Source organism: Variovorax sp. 22077 (assembly GCF_052044195.1).
Classification (GTDB): Bacteria; Pseudomonadota; Gammaproteobacteria; order Burkholderiales; family Burkholderiaceae_C; genus Variovorax; species Variovorax atrisoli.
Genome location: NZ_JBQEQC010000025.1, coordinates 14,129 through 30,159 on the forward strand (window position 1 = coordinate 14,129; position 16,031 = coordinate 30,159).

Annotated in this window: 19 protein-coding genes; 2 read left to right on the forward strand and 17 right to left on the reverse strand. The window is 67.5% G+C overall.

From position 1 onward, the window contains the following. The first annotated feature begins 69 nt into the window (after positions 1-69). A complete protein-coding gene (locus ACTJLF_RS28205) occupies positions 70-1,374 on the forward strand; it encodes a dicarboxylate/amino acid:cation symporter (protein WP_019654400.1) in 1,305 nt (434 codons plus the stop codon). 20 nt (positions 1,375-1,394) lie between these two features. After that, positions 1,395-2,312, forward strand: a complete 918-nt coding sequence (locus ACTJLF_RS28210; RefSeq protein ID WP_132752357.1) for an amino acid ABC transporter substrate-binding protein — start codon at positions 1,395-1,397, stop codon at positions 2,310-2,312. Positions 2,313-2,321: 9 nt separating this feature from the next. Here the strand turns inward: ACTJLF_RS28210 and ACTJLF_RS28215 are convergent, their stop codons facing one another. The 17 genes from ACTJLF_RS28215 to mlaD all read right to left on the reverse strand — a co-directional run bounded on the left by ACTJLF_RS28215 (position 2,322) and on the right by mlaD (position 15,970). Then, the gene (locus ACTJLF_RS28215) at positions 2,322-3,494 is read right to left on the reverse strand and encodes an AAA family ATPase (RefSeq protein WP_132752356.1); all 1,173 of its coding nucleotides are present in this window, start codon (positions 3,492-3,494) and stop codon (positions 2,322-2,324) included. A 19-nt stretch (positions 3,495-3,513) separates the two neighbouring features. After that, on the reverse strand, positions 3,514-4,254 hold the full coding sequence (gene hisA / locus ACTJLF_RS28220; RefSeq protein WP_019654403.1) for a 1-(5-phosphoribosyl)-5-[(5-phosphoribosylamino)methylideneamino]imidazole-4-carboxamide isomerase: 741 nt from the start codon (positions 4,252-4,254) through the stop codon (positions 3,514-3,516). A gap of 63 nt (positions 4,255-4,317) precedes the next feature. Continuing rightward, entirely contained in the window at positions 4,318-4,977 is a 660-nt protein-coding gene (hisH, locus tag ACTJLF_RS28225; protein WP_019654404.1) for an imidazole glycerol phosphate synthase subunit HisH, read from the reverse strand. 19 nt (positions 4,978-4,996) lie between these two features. Next, a complete protein-coding gene (hisB, locus tag ACTJLF_RS28230; protein WP_019654405.1) occupies positions 4,997-5,623 on the reverse strand; it encodes an imidazoleglycerol-phosphate dehydratase HisB in 627 nt (208 codons plus the stop codon). Beyond that, positions 5,620-6,717 carry a histidinol-phosphate transaminase gene (hisC, locus tag ACTJLF_RS28235; RefSeq protein ID WP_132752355.1) on the reverse strand — a complete coding sequence of 366 codons (1,098 nt, stop codon included), beginning with the start codon at positions 6,715-6,717 and terminating at the stop codon, positions 5,620-5,622. The genes hisB and hisC overlap by 4 nt, the downstream gene beginning before the upstream one ends. Beyond that, the gene (locus ACTJLF_RS28240) at positions 6,714-7,064 is read right to left on the reverse strand and encodes a hypothetical protein (RefSeq protein ID WP_019654407.1); all 351 of its coding nucleotides are present in this window, start codon (positions 7,062-7,064) and stop codon (positions 6,714-6,716) included. Before ACTJLF_RS28240 ends, hisC begins: the two co-directional genes overlap by 4 nt. 5 nt (positions 7,065-7,069) lie before the next feature. Then, a complete protein-coding gene (locus tag ACTJLF_RS28245; protein WP_132752354.1) occupies positions 7,070-7,915 on the reverse strand; it encodes a hypothetical protein in 846 nt (281 codons plus the stop codon). Between the two features lie 38 nt (positions 7,916-7,953). Beyond that, the gene (gene hisD / locus ACTJLF_RS28250; protein ID WP_132752353.1) at positions 7,954-9,324 is read right to left on the reverse strand and encodes a histidinol dehydrogenase; all 1,371 of its coding nucleotides are present in this window, start codon (positions 9,322-9,324) and stop codon (positions 7,954-7,956) included. Between the two features lie 13 nt (positions 9,325-9,337). Further along, positions 9,338-9,979 (reverse strand): ATP phosphoribosyltransferase, encoded by a 642-nt coding sequence (gene hisG / locus ACTJLF_RS28255; RefSeq protein WP_019654410.1) that lies wholly within the window; start codon positions 9,977-9,979, stop codon positions 9,338-9,340. 28 nt (positions 9,980-10,007) lie between these two features. After that, positions 10,008-11,312 (reverse strand): UDP-N-acetylglucosamine 1-carboxyvinyltransferase, encoded by a 1,305-nt coding sequence (gene murA, locus ACTJLF_RS28260; RefSeq protein ID WP_132752352.1) that lies wholly within the window; start codon positions 11,310-11,312, stop codon positions 10,008-10,010. A 42-nt stretch (positions 11,313-11,354) separates the two neighbouring features. After that, the gene (locus ACTJLF_RS28265) at positions 11,355-11,597 is read right to left on the reverse strand and encodes a BolA family protein (protein WP_126182676.1); all 243 of its coding nucleotides are present in this window, start codon (positions 11,595-11,597) and stop codon (positions 11,355-11,357) included. Positions 11,598-11,718: 121 nt separating this feature from the next. After that, positions 11,719-12,474 carry an ABC transporter permease gene (locus ACTJLF_RS28270; protein WP_026346350.1) on the reverse strand — a complete coding sequence of 252 codons (756 nt, stop codon included), beginning with the start codon at positions 12,472-12,474 and terminating at the stop codon, positions 11,719-11,721. Positions 12,475-12,565: 91 nt separating this feature from the next. Beyond that, positions 12,566-13,513, reverse strand: a complete 948-nt coding sequence (locus ACTJLF_RS28275; protein ID WP_019654414.1) for an ABC transporter ATP-binding protein — start codon at positions 13,511-13,513, stop codon at positions 12,566-12,568. Positions 13,514-13,604: 91 nt separating this feature from the next. After that, positions 13,605-13,880: an STAS domain-containing protein gene (locus ACTJLF_RS28280; protein WP_126182675.1), complete on the reverse strand. Its 276-nt coding sequence runs from the start codon at positions 13,878-13,880 to the stop codon at positions 13,605-13,607. A 16-nt stretch (positions 13,881-13,896) separates the two neighbouring features. After that, complete coding sequence (locus ACTJLF_RS28285; protein WP_019654416.1) at positions 13,897-14,553, reverse strand: MlaC/ttg2D family ABC transporter substrate-binding protein; 657 nt, start codon at positions 14,551-14,553, stop codon at positions 13,897-13,899. A 167-nt stretch (positions 14,554-14,720) separates the two neighbouring features. After that, the gene (locus ACTJLF_RS28290; RefSeq protein WP_019654417.1) at positions 14,721-15,455 is read right to left on the reverse strand and encodes an MlaA family lipoprotein; all 735 of its coding nucleotides are present in this window, start codon (positions 15,453-15,455) and stop codon (positions 14,721-14,723) included. A 26-nt stretch (positions 15,456-15,481) separates the two neighbouring features. Further along, the gene (mlaD, locus tag ACTJLF_RS28295) at positions 15,482-15,970 is read right to left on the reverse strand and encodes an outer membrane lipid asymmetry maintenance protein MlaD (RefSeq protein WP_019654418.1); all 489 of its coding nucleotides are present in this window, start codon (positions 15,968-15,970) and stop codon (positions 15,482-15,484) included. Positions 15,971-16,031: the final 61 nt, after the last annotated feature.

Below are 16,031 nucleotides of genomic sequence, written 5' to 3' on the forward strand. Positions count from 1 at the left end.
GGAGACAAGGTGCAGGCCGGTCCCGCGCACCCGGAAAAAATCACTCTCACACGACAAAAGGGGATACGAATGAAGAAGCTGCCGATGGCCGCATGGATCCTGATCGCGATGGTGCTGGGCATCATCGTCGGCTACATGATCTTCACCAGCTTTCCGGACAAGAAGGCCGCGAAGGAAATCGCAGACTACGTCTCCATCGTCTCGGACGTCTTCCTGCGCCTCATCAAGATGCTGATCGGCCCGCTGGTGTTCTCCACGCTGGTGGTGGGCATCGCGCACATGGGCGACGCCAAGTCGGTGGGCCGCGTGTTCGGCAAGGCCATCGGCTGGTTCCTCACGGCCTCGCTGATCTCGCTGGTGATCGGCCTGGTCATGGCCAACCTGCTCAAGCCCGGCGAGAACCTCGGGCTGCCGCTGCCCGACATCGGCGCCTCGGCCAACCTCGCCACGGCCAAGTTCACGCTCAAGGAGTTCGTGAGCCACACGGTGCCGAAGTCCTTCGTCGAGGCCATGGCCAACAACGAGATCCTGCAGATCGTGGTGTTCTCGATGTTCTTCGGCGTGGCGCTGGCTTCGCTGGGCGACAAGGCCAAGACGCTGGTCGCCGCCATCGAGGAGCTCTCGCACGCGATGCTCAAGATCACCGGCTACGTGATGAAGCTCGCGCCGCTGGCCGTGCTGGCCGCCATGGCCGCCACCGTGGCCGTCAACGGCCTGGGCATCCTGCTGAAGTTCGCGGTGTTCATGGGCGACTTCTACCTGGGCCTCTTCGTGCTCTGGAGCGTGCTGGTCCTGGCCGGCTTCCTGTTCCTCGGCCCGCGCGTGTTCAAGCTGCTGGTGCTCATCAAGGAGGCCTTCCTGCTGTCGTTCGCCACCGCCAGTTCGGAGGCGGCCTATCCGAAGATCCTGCAGGCCCTCGACCGTTTCGGCGTGAAGCGCAAGATATCCAGCTTCGTGATGCCGATGGGCTACTCGTTCAACCTCGACGGCTCGATGATGTACTGCACCTTCGCCGTGCTCTTCATCGCGCAGGCCTACAACATCCACATGCCGATCAGCACGCAGATCACGATGCTGCTGATCCTGATGCTCACCTCCAAGGGCATGGCCGGCGTGCCGCGCGCCTCGCTGGTGGTGATCGCCGCCACGCTGAACCACTTCGACATTCCCGAGGCCGGCCTGCTGCTGATCCTGGGCGTGGACACCTTCCTCGACATGGGCCGCTCGGCCACCAACGCGGTGGGCAACTCCATCGCGACGGCGGTGGTCGCCAAGTGGGAGGGCGAGCTGCTTTCCGAGAGCGACGCCGAAGTCAACGCCAAGGCGCTCGACGAAGAGGCCAACGCCACCCTCGCCCACCCGGCGCACGCCTGAGCCGAAGCGAAGAACACATCATGAAGCGCATCGGCACGCTGCCATTCGCTTTCCTCGCCGCGCTGCTGGCGGCGGTGGTGCTCGCGGCCCTGCCCGCTGCGCCCGCGCGGGCGCAGGAGCAGCTCACCGGCACGCTGGCCAAGGTGCGCGAGAGCGGCACCATCGCCATCGGCTACCGCGAGTCGTCCGTGCCCTTCTCGTACCTCAATGCGCGCAACGAGCCCATCGGCTATTCGATTGAGCTCTGCCGCGCGCTGGTGACGGCGATCGAGGACGCGGTGAACAGGAGCCTCGCAATCAAGTGGGTGCCCGTGACCTCCGATTCACGCATCGACGCGGTCGTGAGCGGGCAGGTCGACCTGGAGTGCGGCTCCACCACCAACAACCTCGAGCGCCAGAAGCGCGTGAGCTTCTCGCCCACGATGTTCGTCTCCGGCACCAAGGTGCTGGTGAAGAAGGGCTCGCCGATCAAGTCCTTCCGCGACCTCGCCAACCGCAAGGTGGCCGTGACCGCGGGCACCACCAACGAGAAGACGCTGCGCGAGCTCTCGCAGAAGTTCAAGCTCAACATCGACCTGCTGGTGGCGCGCGACCACGCCGAATCCTTCGGCCTCGTGAAGAGCGGCCAGGCCGACGCCTTCGCCACCGACGACGTGCTGCTCTACGGCCTGATCGCCAAGGACGCCGCGAAGAGCGACTACGAGGTGGTCGGCGACTTCCTCTCCTACGACCCCTACGGGATCATGTACCGCAAGGGCGATGCCCAGCTCAACAAGGTGGTCGTCGACGCCTTCCAGGTGCTGGCGGAGGACGGCGAGATCGAGCGCCAGTACAAGCGCTGGTTCCTGCGCAAGCTGCCGTCGGGGGAAAGCATCAACCTGCCGATGAGCGCGCAGCTGGAGACCATCATCCAGACGATGTCGGTGAAGGCCGAGTAGTCGGGCTAGCTATCTTGCAGGCCACTCCCATCGCGGGATCTCGCTCATGTCGAGGTTCGCGATGCGGGTCTCGCCGAAGCGCTTTTCCAGCACCACAGGCTGCATGCCGTCGCTGTCGTCCAGCGCCGAGATCAGCCGTGCCGCGTGCGACACCACGATCACCTGCGACTGCCGCGCGGCCTGCGCGATGAGGCGGCCCAGCGCGGGCAGCAGCTCGGGGTGCAGGCTGGTCTCGGGCTCGTTGAGCACCAGCAGCGCGGGCGGCCGCGGCGTGAGCAGCGCCGCGATCCACAGCAGGTAGCGCAGCGTGCCGTCGGAGAGCTCGGCGGCCGTCAGAGGCCTCAGCAGGCCGTGCTGGTGCATCAGCGTCTCGAATCGGTCGCCGTTGACGCGGATCTCGATGCCGGCGCCCGGAAAGGCATCATCCACCGCACGGTCGAGCGCTTCGCCATCGCCGATCTCGCGGATGGTCTGCAGCGCGGCGGCCAGGTCGGCGCCGTCGTTGGCGAGCACCGGCGTGTAGGTGCCCAGCTGCGGCTGGCGTGCGGGCGCCTCGGCGTCGGAGCGGAAGTGGTCGTAGAAGCGCCAGGAACGCATCTGCTCGCGCAGCGTGAGCATCTCGGGCGCATCGCGCGGGTCGGCGTGCTCGGTCAGCATGCTGGCGAAGGCCGGAATGGGCCGGCCGACGGCCTGCCAGCCCCTGCCCTCGCGCAGCCGCAGCGCGGCGCCCTTGCGGTCGACCAACTGCGTGGAGGGCCGCAGCAGCGGGCCGCTCCAGATGGCCTCGTGCTTGATCTGCGGATCGTGCGAGAAGGCGGTGGACGGAATGGGAGGCGGCAGGCCGATGTCGATGGCGTAGCCGAAGTCGTCGGCCTCGGCGCCGGCGAAGCCCAGCTTCAGCGCCACGGGCTCGCTGCGCGTGGTGCCCTGCACCGGCACGTCGCCGCGCAGCATCGCGGCCGAGAAGCGCTCGGGGCCGGCCCACAGGGTGGATGAAAGCCCGCCCTCGCGCACCAGCGAGCGGATCACGCCGCCGTTGGCGATATCGGCCAGCAGGCGCATCGCGCGGTAGACGCTCGACTTGCCGCTGCCGTTGGGCCCGGTCACGACCGTGAGCCGCCCCAGCGGCACGGTCAGCTGCCGCAGCGATCGGTAGTTGGCGATGGCGAGCGCGGAGAGCACGCGCTGCGCAGCGGGAGCGTCAGGCGGTCAGCTCGTCCGCGCGCGCCTGCGCGGCGGCGAAGTCGAGGTCGCCCGAATAGATGGCGCGGCCGCAGATCACGCCCTCGACGCCGTCGGATTCGACGGCGCAGAGCTGGTCGATGTCGGCCATGTTCGACAGGCCGCCCGAGGCGATCACGGGGATGGTCAGCGCCTGGGCCAGCTTGACGGTGGCCTCGATGTTGATACCCGAGAGCATGCCGTCGCGGCCGATGTCGGTGTAGATGATCGACTCGACGCCGTAGTCCTCGAACTTCTTGCCCAGGTCGGCCACCTCGTGGCCCGTGAGCTTGCTCCAGCCGTCGGTGGCGACCTTGCCGTCCTTGGCGTCCAGACCCACGATGATGTGGCCGCCGAAGGCGCTGCAGGCATCCTTCAGGAAGCCGGGGTTCTTGACCGCGGCGGTGCCGATGATCACGTAGCGCAGGCCGTCGTCGATGTAGCGCTCGATGGTGTCGAGGTCGCGGATGCCGCCGCCGAGCTGCACCGGGATGTCTTCGCCCACCTCGCGCAGGATCGCCTTGATCGCCGCGTGGTTCTGCGGCTTGCCGGCGAAGGCGCCGTTCAGGTCGACCAGGTGCAGCCGCCGCGCGCCGGCGTCGACCCACTTGCGCGCCATGGCGGCGGGGTCTTCGCTGAAGATGGTGGACTGATCCATGTCGCCCTGCTTGAGGCGAACGCAGTGGCCGTCTTTGAGATCAATGGCGGGAATGAGGAGCATGGAAGTGACGCGAGTGTGCGAGATCCGGGCTGTCAGAGCCCGGGCCCGGCAGGAAGAACAGGTTCAGGGGTTCCAGTGGAGGAAGTTGCGATATAGCTGCAGCCCATGGTCCGCACTCTTCTCCGGGTGGAACTGGGTTGCAAAAATGTTATCTCGTGCGATGGCCGCGGTAAAGCTCGCGCCGTATTCCGCCTCGCCCACGCTGTGTTTGGGGTCGACCGGACGGGCGTAGAAGCTGTGCACGAAATAGAAATAGCTGAGGTCGGGCACCCCCGCCCACACCGCGTGCGGCTGGGCCTGCCGCACCTGGTTCCAGCCCATCTGCGGCACCTTGAAGCGGCTGCCGTCGGGCTGCAGGCGTCCGGCCAGGTCGAACTTGACCACCTCGCCGGGAATGAGGCCCAGGCCGTCGGTCGGGCCCTCGTCGCTGCGCGACAGCATCATCTGCATGCCGACGCACACGCCGAAGAGCGGCTTGCTGGCTGCCGCCTCGAGCACCGATTCCTGCAGGCCGGAGTCGCGCAGCTCACGCATGCAGTCGGGCATGGCGCCCTGCCCCGGCAGCACCACGCGGGTGGCCTTGCGGACCACGTCCGGGTCGGAGGTGACGAAGACTTCCACGCCCACCTGATCGGCCGCATGGCGCACGGCCTGTGACACGGAGTGCAGGTTGCCCATGCCGTAGTCGACGACCGCGACGGTGTTTGCTGCTACAGATTTCATAGCTTTCAGGCCGCCATCCTCAGAGCGAGCCCTTGGTCGACGGGATCACCCCCGCCGAGCGCGGATCGAGTTCGAGCGCGCCGCGCATGGCGCGTGCGAAGGCCTTGAACACCGTCTCGCACTGGTGGTGCGCGTTGACGCCCTTGAGGTTGTCGATGTGCAGCGTGACGAAGGCGTGGTTCACGAAGCCCTGGAAGAACTCGTAGGTGAGCTGGCTGTCGAAGGCGCCGATCATCCCGCTGGTGAAGGGCACGTGCATCACCAGGCCCGGGCGGCCCGAGAAGTCGATGACGACGCGGCTCAGGGCCTCGTCCAGCGGCACGTAGGCGTGGCCGTAGCGGCGGATGCCCTTCTTGTCGCCCACGGCCTTGGCCACGGCCTGGCCCAGCGTGATGCCGACGTCTTCCACCGTGTGGTGGCCGTCGATGTGCAGGTCGCCCTGGCAGTCGATCTCGAGGTCGATCAGCCCGTGGCGGGCGATCTGGTCGAGCATGTGGTCGAAGAAGCCGATGCCGGTCGAGAGCTTGGCCTTTCCGGTGCCGTCGAGGTTGACGCTGACGGTGATCTTCGTCTCGGCGGTGTTGCGGGTGACCGTCGCGACGCGATCGGCAGCACCCGCGAGGGCCGTGGTGGTGGGGGTGGTCATAGTGAGGCTTCGAGTGCCGCGAGCATCCGCGCATTCTCGTCGGCCGTTCCGACGGTCAGGCGCAGGCAGTTTGCGAGCAGATCGTGCATTTTAGAAACGTTCTTCACCAGCACCCCGTGTGCCTTCATGCCATCGAAGGTCTTGGCGGCATCGGGCACGCGCAGCAGGATCATGTTGGCGTCGCTCGGCCAGGTCTTCACGCCGGGCAGGCGACCGAGCCCCATCATCAGGCGCTCGCGCTCCTCGCGGATCTGGCGGGCCTGCGCCTCGAACACGTCGGCGTGCTCCAGCGCGAAGAGCGCGCACTCGCAGTTCAGCACGCTGACGTTGTAGGGCGGGCGCACCTTGTCGATCTCGGCGACCAGCCCGGCTGGGCCCATCAGGTAGCCCAGGCGGATGCCGGCCAGGCCGAACTTGCTGAGCGTGCGCATCAGCAGCACGTGGCCGTGCTTCGCGAGCCGGTCGATGTAGCTGCGCGCGGCGAAGGGCTGGTAGGCCTCGTCGATGGCGACCAGGCCGCCCTGCGCGCCCTGGGCCTCGACGATGCGCTCGAGCACCGCATCGTTCCAGAGGTTGGCCGTGGGGTTGTTGGGGTACGCGAGGTAGACGATGGCGGGTTTCTCGCGCTCGATGGCGGCCAGCATGGCGGCCTCGTCGAGTTCGAAGTCGGCCGTCAGCGGCACGCCGACGAAGCGCAGTCCCTGCAGCCTCGCGCTCATGGCGTACATGACGAAGCCGGGCACCGGCGCCAGCACCGTGGCGCCGGGCTTGTCGCAGGCGATGGCCAGCAGCGAGATCAGCTCGTCCGAGCCGTTGCCCAGCATCAGCTCGAAGCCTTCCGGCATCTGCGCATGCGCGGCCAGTGCGCGGCGCAGGTCGGCGCCTCGCTCGCCCGGGTAGCGGTTCAGCGCCAGCGCGCCGAGCCGCGCGCCGAGCTCGGCCTGCAGCGCGGGCGGCAGGCCGAAGGGGTTCTCCATGGCGTCGAGCTTGATGAAGCCGGTGGCGTCCTGCACCGCATAGGCGTGCATGGACCGCACGTCCTCGCGGATGCGGTCGAGCGGAAGGCGGGCGGGTTCGGAAGGAGCAGCGGTCATCGGGTGCAGCGGTAGCTGTTGCGGAGGGCGCCGGCCATGACCAGTTGCACGGGCATGTCGGCTTCGTAACTGTCGGCGTTGCGGCTCAGCTCCGTCTGGTAGAGCGAGCGCGCCATGGAGGGCTCGAGGCGGCGGCCTTCGATGCAGAAGATCGGCTTCTGCCCGTTGCGCTGCGAGGCCTCGACGCCTTCGCGCAAGCCTTCGAGCACGCCGACGAGGTAATAGCTGGCGTAGGCCTTGCCGTCCTTCTCGCCGGCTTCGAGCGTGCGCAGCTCGCGGATGCTCATGGCCTGCGCACCGGTCGCGGCCGCCGCGAGCACGAGCGACAGGAAGGCGGCACGCTTCATCGGGCTCACTTGCGGTAGCGCGGCGGCGGCGCGTAGGCACCGTCGGCCGGGAAGGCACTGGGCTGCTGCGGCGCAGCGTCGCGGCGCTGGCGTCGGGGCGCGTTGCGCTCCTCGAGCTCGAACAGCGCGGCGCCGATCACGCCGATGTTGCGCACGTCGCCGGCCTCGGTGTTGGCGGCATAGGCGCGGCCGGGCGCGGAGAAGCGGAAGGCCGCCACCTCGTTCTGGCTCTTGCGGAAGCCCTCGATGGTGATCGACTGCAGCGGCTGCAGCACGTAGCCGCCGTTGCGCAGGCTGCCGGGCTTGCCGCTGAGCACGTCCAGGCCGTCGACGGTGGCGATCAGCTCGTAGCTGCGCTCGCTGAGGTTGCGAAAGCGCAGCGTGTAGCGCGAACCCTCGACGCCGGCGAGGCGGAACATCTCGTCGCCACCGGCACCGCGGCGGGCGCGCTGCAGCGGCAGCGGACGGCCGTCCTCGTCGAGCACCGACCATTCGACGTCGCCGTCGGCCAGCATCAGGCTCAGGCGCCGCTCGGGGTTGCCGCCCACCGCGCGGCGCACGGCGGAGGCCTCGTTGTAGCCCAGCGAGGCCACGTCGTCGGGCTGGTCGGACAGGCGCTTGGTGACGACCGTGCGGGTCCTCGACTCGATCCCCTCGCCCCACTGCGTACCGAGCTGCGGCGCAGGCGCCGCGGGTGCGGCGCTGGGCGTGGCCGTGGCGGCCACCGATCCGCTCGGCGCCTGCGGCATCTGGCTGCAGGCCGCCAGCAGCGCGGCGCCGGCGACGGCCGTGGTGGCGAACCTGAGCAGGCGAGAACCGAAGAAACGAAAACCGAAGAGACGATCGATCATCAGGCGTGCTCCTCCCGCATGCGGGTTGTTGTTGGAATTCAGATCTTACGCAGCCGCATCCGGGCGGCCTCGGCGTGCGCCTGCAGGCCCTCGCCCTCGGCCAGCGCCACGGCGATGGGGCCCAGCACCTGGGCACCGGCCTCGCTGACCTCGATCAGACTGGAGCGCTTCTGGAAGTCGTACACGCCCAGCGGGCTCGAGAAGCGCGCGGTGCCGCTTGTGGGCAGCACGTGGTTCGGGCCCGCGCAGTAGTCGCCCAGGCTCTCGCTGGTGAAGGCGCCCAGGAAGATCGCGCCGGCGTGGCGCAGCAGCGGCTCCCAGCGGTTCGGCTCGCTGCTGCTCACCTCCAGGTGCTCGGGAGCGATGCGGTTGCTGATCTCACAGGCCTCTTCCATGCTCTTGGTATGGATCAGCGCGCCGCGGCCGTCGAGCGAGGCGGCGATGATCTCCGCGCGCGGCATGGTCGGCAGCAGGCGGTCGATCTCGGCCTGCACGCGGTCGATGTAGGCGGCATCGGGGCACAGCAGGATGCTCTGGGCCAGCTCGTCGTGCTCGGCCTGGCTGAACAGGTCCATCGCCACCCACTCGGGCGGCGTGGTGCCGTCGGCCAGCACCAGGATCTCGCTGGGGCCGGCGATCATGTCGATGCCCACGGTGCCGAACACCCGGCGCTTGGCGGCGGCCACGTAGGCGTTGCCGGGGCCGGTGATCTTGTCGACGGCAGGGATGGTGTCGGTGCCGTAGGCCAGCGCGGCCACGGCCTGGGCGCCGCCGATGGTGAACGCGCGGGTCACGCCGGCCACGTAGGCGGCGGCGAGCACCAGCACATTGCGCTCGCCCTTCGTGGACGACTGCCCGCCCGCGCCGCCCGTCGCCACGCTGCCCTTCACGGGCGTCGGGACCACCATGATGATTTCGCCGACGCCCGCCACGTGGGCCGGGATCGCGTTCATCAGCAGGCTCGACGGATAGGCCGCCTTGCCGCCCGGCACGTAGATGCCAACGCGGTCGAGCGGCGTGACCTTCTGGCCCAGCAGCGTGCCGTCCGCGTCGCGGTAGCTCCAGCTCTCGCCGCTGGCCTTCTTCTGCGCCTCGTGGTAGCTGCGCACGCGGTCGGCCGCGGCCTGCAGCGCATCGCGCTGTGCGGCGGGCAGCGAATCGAATGCTTCCTTGAAATCGGCCTGCGTCAGTTCGAGCTCGGACATGGCGCTCGCGCCGAGGCCGTCGAAGCGGCGGGTGTACTCGAGCACCGCCTCGTCGCCGCGCTTGCGCACATCGGCGAGGATGTCCGCCACCACCGTCTCGATGGCCGCGTCGGCATCCGCGGACCAATGCAGCCGCGCCTTGAATTCAGCGTCGAAGCTGGCTGAAGTCGTGGACAGGCGGAGGGGGGCTGCTTTCGAGGTCATGAGGCGGGAGATTTCAGGCGGAAGGAATTGCGGTGGCGAAGGCGTCGATGATGTGGCGGATCGGCTCGCGCTTGAGCTTGAGCGCAGCCTGGTTCACCACCAGGCGGGCGCTGATGTCCATGATGCGCTCCACCTCGACGAGGTGGTTGGCCTTGAGCGTGTTACCGGTGGAGACCAGGTCGACGATGGCGTCGGCCAGGCCGGTCAGCGGCGCCAGCTCCATGCTGCCGTAGAGCTTGATCAGGTCGACGTGGACGCCCTTGCTGGCGAAGAAGTCGCGCGCCAGGCCCACGTACTTGGTGGCCACGCGCAGGCGCGAGCCCTGCTTCACGGCCGAGGCGTAGTCGTAGTCGGCGCGCACGGCCACGCTCAGGCGGCAGGCGGCGATGCGCAGGTCCAGCGGCTGGTACAGGCCCTGGTTGCCGTGCTCGAGCAAGACGTCGAGGCCGGTCACGCCGAGGTCGGCGCCGCCGTACTGCACGTAGGTGGGCACGTCGGAGGCGCGCACCAGCACCACGCGCACGTCGGGGCGGGTGGTCCCGAGGATGAGCTTGCGCGATTTCTCGGGGTCTTCGGTGACCTCGATGCCGGCGGCGGCCAGCAGGGGCATCGTCTCCTCGAAGATGCGGCCTTTGGACAGAGCAAGCGTGATCACGATTGCGACTCCTGTGATGCGAGGGTGATCATGCGGCTGCCGCTCCGGTCAGTCGTTCGATGTCGGCACCGAGGCCGCGCAGCTTGGCTTCCATGCGGTCGTAGCCCCGGTCGAGGTGGTAGATGCGGTCGACCAGCGTCTCGCCCTCGGCCACGAGGCCGGCGATGACGAGGCTGGCGGACGCGCGCAGATCGGTGGCCATCACGGTGGCGCCCGAGAGCTGCTGCACGCCCTCGACCATCGCCACCTTGCCTTCGACGTGGATGTGGGCGCCCAGGCGCACCATCTCGTTCACGTGCATGAAGCGGTTCTCGAAGATGGTCTCGGTGACCATCGAGGCGCCGCGCGCGATCACGTTAAGGGCCATGAACTGGGCCTGCATGTCGGTCGGGAAGCCCGGGTACTCGGTGGTGCTGAAGCTTTGCGCCTTCAGGTGCTCGTAGGCCGGCCCCTTCGAGGCGATGCGCACGCCGTCCTTCTCGGACGTGACCTTGCAGCCGGCGTCGCGCAGCTTGTCGATCACGGCATCCAGATGGTCGCCGCGCGCGTTGCGCAGGAAGGCCTCGCCGCCCGTGGCGGCCACGGCGCACATGAAGGTGCCCGCCTCGATGCGGTCGGCAACCACCGTGTGCTCGCAGCCGTGCAGCCTCTCGACGCCCTGGATGCGGATGTGGCTGGTGCCGTGGCCTTCGATCTTCGCGCCCATGCGGATCAGCATCTCGGCCAGGTCGACGATCTCGGGCTCCTGCGCGGCGTTCTCCAGCAGCGTCTCGCCCTCGGCCAGCGCGGCGGCCATGAGGAAGTTCTCGGTGCCCGTGACGGTGACCATGTCGGTCAGGATGCGCGCGCCCTTCAGCCGCGTGCGCCCGGCAGGCAGGCGCGCGACCATGTAGCCGTGGTCGACCACGATCTCGGCGCCCATCGCCTGCAGGCCCTTGATGTGCTGGTCGACCGGCCGCGAACCGATGGCGCAGCCGCCGGGCAGCGACACCTTGGCATGGCCGAAGCGCGCCAGCAGCGGGCCCAGGGCCAGCACCGACGCACGCATCGTCTTCACCAGCTCGTACGGCGCCTCGGGCTTGTTCAGGTCGCCCGCGTCGAGCCGGACGGTGCCGCCATCTTTCTCGTTCGGGTCGCGCTCGGCCGAAACGCCCATGTTGCGCACCAGCTTGAGCATGGTCGACACATCCTGCAGGCGCGGCACGTTGTGCAGCACCACGGGCTGGTCGGTCAGCAGGGCCGCGCACAGCTCGGGCAGCGCTGCGTTCTTGGCGCCGGAAATGAGTACTTCGCCGCGGAGCTCTCGCCCGCCGCGAATCAGAAGTTTGTCCATCGAAGTTCCAGCGAAATCAGGAGGCCGCGAGGGCCCGGGGAGTTATTTTTCCACCGCCGCCCATTCGGCCGGCGTGTACGTCTTCATCGAAAGCGCATGCACCTCGTCGGTGTGCATTTTCGCACCCAGGGTGGCGTAGACCCGCTGGTGGCGCTGGATCGAGCGCTTGCCCTCGAATTCGGCCGAGACGATGGTCGCGTACCAATGTCGGCCATCGCCCTCCAGCGAGATGTGCTCGCACGGCAGGTGGGACTGGATCAGGGCTTGGAGTTCGGCAGCGGTCATTTGAGGCAGGTATTCATTGGGGAACACTGCGGAACCGGCTTTGCCGGGCCGCAGGTGTCGCCCCCGGAAGGGGGTTGGCGAAGCGACACGAAGTGCGCGCAGCCTGGAGGAGAGCCATCTTCTAGCCTCTGATTTTGTAGCCTATGCGCAGGAGATGGATGGCGATGGCGCTCACCACCAGCCACGCGGTGCCGACGATGCCCAGGCTGAGCCAGGGCGAGGCGTCGCTCACGCCGAAGAAGCCGTAGCGGAAGCCGTCGATCATGTAGAAGAACGGGTTCAGGTGGCTGACCTTCTGCCAGAACGGCGGCAGCGAGCCGATCGAATAGAACACGCCCGACAGAAAGGTCATGGGCATGATCAGGAAATTCTGGAACACCGCCATCTGGTCGAACTTCTCGGCCCACAGCCCCGCGATGAGGCCCAGCGTGCCCAGCATGGCCGAGCCCAGCAGCGCGAACACCAGGATCCAGCCCGGCGCCTGGAAGCCCGGCATCGCGAAGAAGATGGTGACCACGAACACGCCCAGCCCCACGGCCAGCCCGCGGATGATCGACGAGCCCACGTAGGCGAAGAACCAGCCCCAGTGCGACAGCGGCGTGAGCAGCACGAAGACCAGGTTGCCCATGATCTTGCTCTGGATGATGGAAGACGAGCTGTTGGCGAAGGCGTTCTGCAGCACGCTCATCATCACCAGCCCGGGAACCAGGAACGCGGTGTAGCCGACCGTGCCGTAGACCTTCACGTGGTCTTCGAGCACGTGGCCGAACACCATCAGGTACAGCAGCGCGGTGAGCACAGGCGCGCCCACGGTCTGGAAGCCGACCTTCCAGAAACGCAGCGTCTCCTTGTAGAGCAGCGCGCGCCAGCCGGTCACGGCGATCATGAGGCCCCCTTGCACGGCACTGCGCGTCCGCGCTTCCCCACGAGGGGGAGCTTCGCTGGCTTGGGGCGGCGCGGCGCGGCGCTCATCGCGCCACCTCCAGCGGCGTCTGCTCGCCGGCCATCAGGTCGATGAACACGTCTTCCAGGTCGGCCTTGCGCATCTCCACGTCTTCCACCGTGACGCCGGCTTCGCGAATGGCGGCCAGCAGTTGTTCGACTTCATGTGCGTTCTGCGCCGGCAGCTGGACGATGCGCCCGGTGATGCGCGCGTGCTGGGCGATCGCCCAGGGCAGCATGGCGTCCGTCTTGAAGCGCAGCACGTTGCTCGCGGCCGACTTCAGCAGCTCGCTGGTGCGGTCGAGCGCGATCACCTTGCCCAGCTTGAGCATCGCGATGCGGCTGCACAGCGCCTCGGCCTCTTCGAGATAGTGGGTGGTGAGCAGCACCGTGCTGCCCTGCTTGTTGAGCCTGGCGACGAACTGCCAGAGCGTCTGGCGCAGCTCGACGTCGACGCCGGCGGTGGGTTCGTCGAGCACGATCACCGGCGGCTTGTGCACCAGCGCCTGCGCCACCAGCACGCGACGCTTCATGCCGCCGGAGAGCTGGCGCATGTTGGCCGTGGCCTTGTCGGCCAGGCCCAGGCTCTGCAGCAGCTCGTCGATCCAGGCTTCGTTGTTGGTGATGCCGAAGTAGCCCGACTGGATGCGCAGCGACTCGCGCACGTTGAAGAAGGGATCGAACACCAACTCCTGCGGCACGATGCCGAGCTGGCGGCGCGCCTGCGCGTACTCGCGCTGCACGTCGAATCCATGGACGCTGATGGCGCCCGCCGTGGGCCGCGAAAGGCCGGCGAGCATGCTGATCAGGGTGGTCTTTCCCGCGCCGTTGGGGCCGAGCAGTCCGAAGAACTCGCCCTCCTCGATCTGGAAGCTGACCTCATCGACCGCCTTGAGCCCGGACTTGCCCTGGGCTTTCTGCTGTCTGGAAGGGGGATAGGTCTTGGAGACCGACTGGAATGAGATCGCGGGCATGGGAGCCCGCGATTTTAAGGTGCCGCTCTACAAGCCGCCTCGGACGCTGCCGATACCCTCATGCGGCCCCAGCCGGGCCGACGCAACGGGGTCAGGGCGCGGCGGGCAACAGTCCGGCAATGCCGTAGAGCGCCGCCAGTTCCCGCAGCCGGGGCGAGAGCCCCTTGACGGAGAAACCGCGCCCCAGCGCGCTCGATTCGCGCCGGCATTCCAGCAGCACGGCCAGCGCCGAGGAGTCGAAATGGGTCAGCGCCGTCGCGTCGACCACGGTGGACGACGAGTCGGCCTGGCCCTTGAGCCCCTGCTGCAGCATGCGCATGCATGCGGGGGCCTCGTCATGAGTGAGTCGGGCGGGCAGGACCAGCATCGCGTGCGGCTCCTTCTCAGCCCTTGCCGTTGCCCTTGTTGCGCGCGGCGAGCGCAGCGATCAGGCCGTCGATGCCGCTCTTGTTGATTTCCTGCGCGAACTGGGTGCGGTAGGTATCGACCAGCCACACGCCCAGCACGTTCAGGTTGTAGACCTTCCAGCCTGCGCCCTGGCCAGGGGTCTTCTCGAGGCGGTAGTCGAGCTGGACCGGATCGCCACGGCCGCGGACCTCGGTGCGCACCAGCACGTCCTTGTCGTCGGGAGAGCCGCGGAAGGGACGCACGGTGACGGTCTGGTCGGTCACCTGGTCGAGCGCGCCGGCGTAGGTGCGAACCAGCAGCGCCTTGAACTCGTCCTGCAGGCGCTTCTGCTGCTCGGGGGTGGCGGTACGCCAGGCCGGGCCGACGGCGGAAGCGGTCATGCGCTGGAAGTTGACGTTCGGCATGATCTTGCTGTCGACCAGCACCATGATCTTGTTGACGTCGCCCGACTTGATGGACGAGTCGGCCTTGATCGTCTCGAGCACGTCGGTCGACAGGCGCTTGACGAGCGCGTCGGGCGCCTCGTCGGCGGCACGGGCGGGCTGGACGAAGGCGACGGCGGCGCTGAACAGCAGTGCGCCAGCCAGTGCCAGGCGGCCGATATCGCGACGTTGCAGGGTCTTGTTGTTCATGGGGAGTCCCTCATTCAAGTTTGAAGATCCGCAGGCATCCGGAAACACCCGGCTGCTGAGACAGGAACGGTTTCGAGCCCCATGGAGCCGACCGGGTTCCTGTCCGGGAGGTGAAGCCTTGCAACCGGATGCAAGCACTCTCCTCTCCGGCGGTACTTTTTCTCTGTCTATTTGTCGGTGCCCTTGTCGGTACCACCGCCGTCGTCCGGCGGATTGCCGTCATAGACCTGGCTGCGGCGGCGCTGCAGGTAGGCATCGCGCGTGAACGAATACTTGTCGAGCGCCGCATCGCCCAGCAGGCGGCTGGCGCGCAGGTACTGCGAGCGCGTGTCGACGACGCGCAGCACCGTCAGCGAATTGCGCCACGGGATGTCTTCCACATGGCCCAGCGGGTCGCCCCAAATGTCGAGCGGCTTGGCGGCGGTGTCGCGCAGCGTGGAGGAACCCAGCAGCGGAAGCACCACGTACGGGCCGGAGCCCACGCCCCAGTAGCCCAGGGTCTGGCCGAAGTCTTCCTCGTGGCGGGGAATGCCCGCCTCGGTCGCCACGTCCAGCACGCCGGCGAGGCCGAAGATGGTGTTGACGTTCAGCCGCATGAAGGTCTCGGCACTGTTCTGCAGCTTGAGCTGGGCCACGTTGTTGGCCAGGTTCCAGACGTCGCCGATGTTGCTGAAGAAGTTGTTCACGCCGGTACGCACCATGGAGGGCAGCGCGTTCTGGTAGGCCGTGGCCGCGGGCACCAGCACGGCATCGTCGACGGCGTCGTTGAAGCGCGAGACGCCGCGGTTGAACGGCTCGAAAGGGTCGGCGGGGTTGGCGCCAGGTCCGGTCGCGCAACCGGCGGCCAGAGCGAGGACTGCGCCGGCACCTGCCCAGCGAATCCGATTTGCTACGTTATTCATAGCAAAAGACAAAAAATATCGTGTTTTCATTTCTTATTGGCTGTTCCAGGCGTCGAATTTCCCTCCGCCGCCTTGCTGTACAGGAACTGGCTGATCAGGTTCTCCAGCACCACGGCCGACTGGGTCGCGGTGATGGTGTCGCCGGCTTGCAGGTTCTTGTCCTCGGCGCCCGCCTCGATTCCGATGTACTGCTCTCCGAGCAGGCCGCTGGTCAGGATCTTGAGCGAACTGTCCTTGGGAAAACTGTAACGGTTTTGCAAAGCCAGTGTGACGTCGGCCTGAAAGGTCTTGTCGTTGAAGGAGATGGATTCCACACGGCCGACCACCACGCCGGCGCTCTTCACCGCGGTCTGCGGCTTCAGGCCGCCGATGTTGTCGAAGCGCGCCGTGACCGAATAGGTCTTCTGGAAGTTCAGGCTCAGCAGGTTGGCCGACTGCAATGCCAGGAACAGCAGCGCAGCAGCGCCGATCAGGACGAACAGGCCGACCCAGATGTCGTTGTTGGAACGTTGCATATCTACTCTTCCTAAATTCCAGCGGTTTGGCTCATTTGGGGAACACCGCGGAACCGGCATT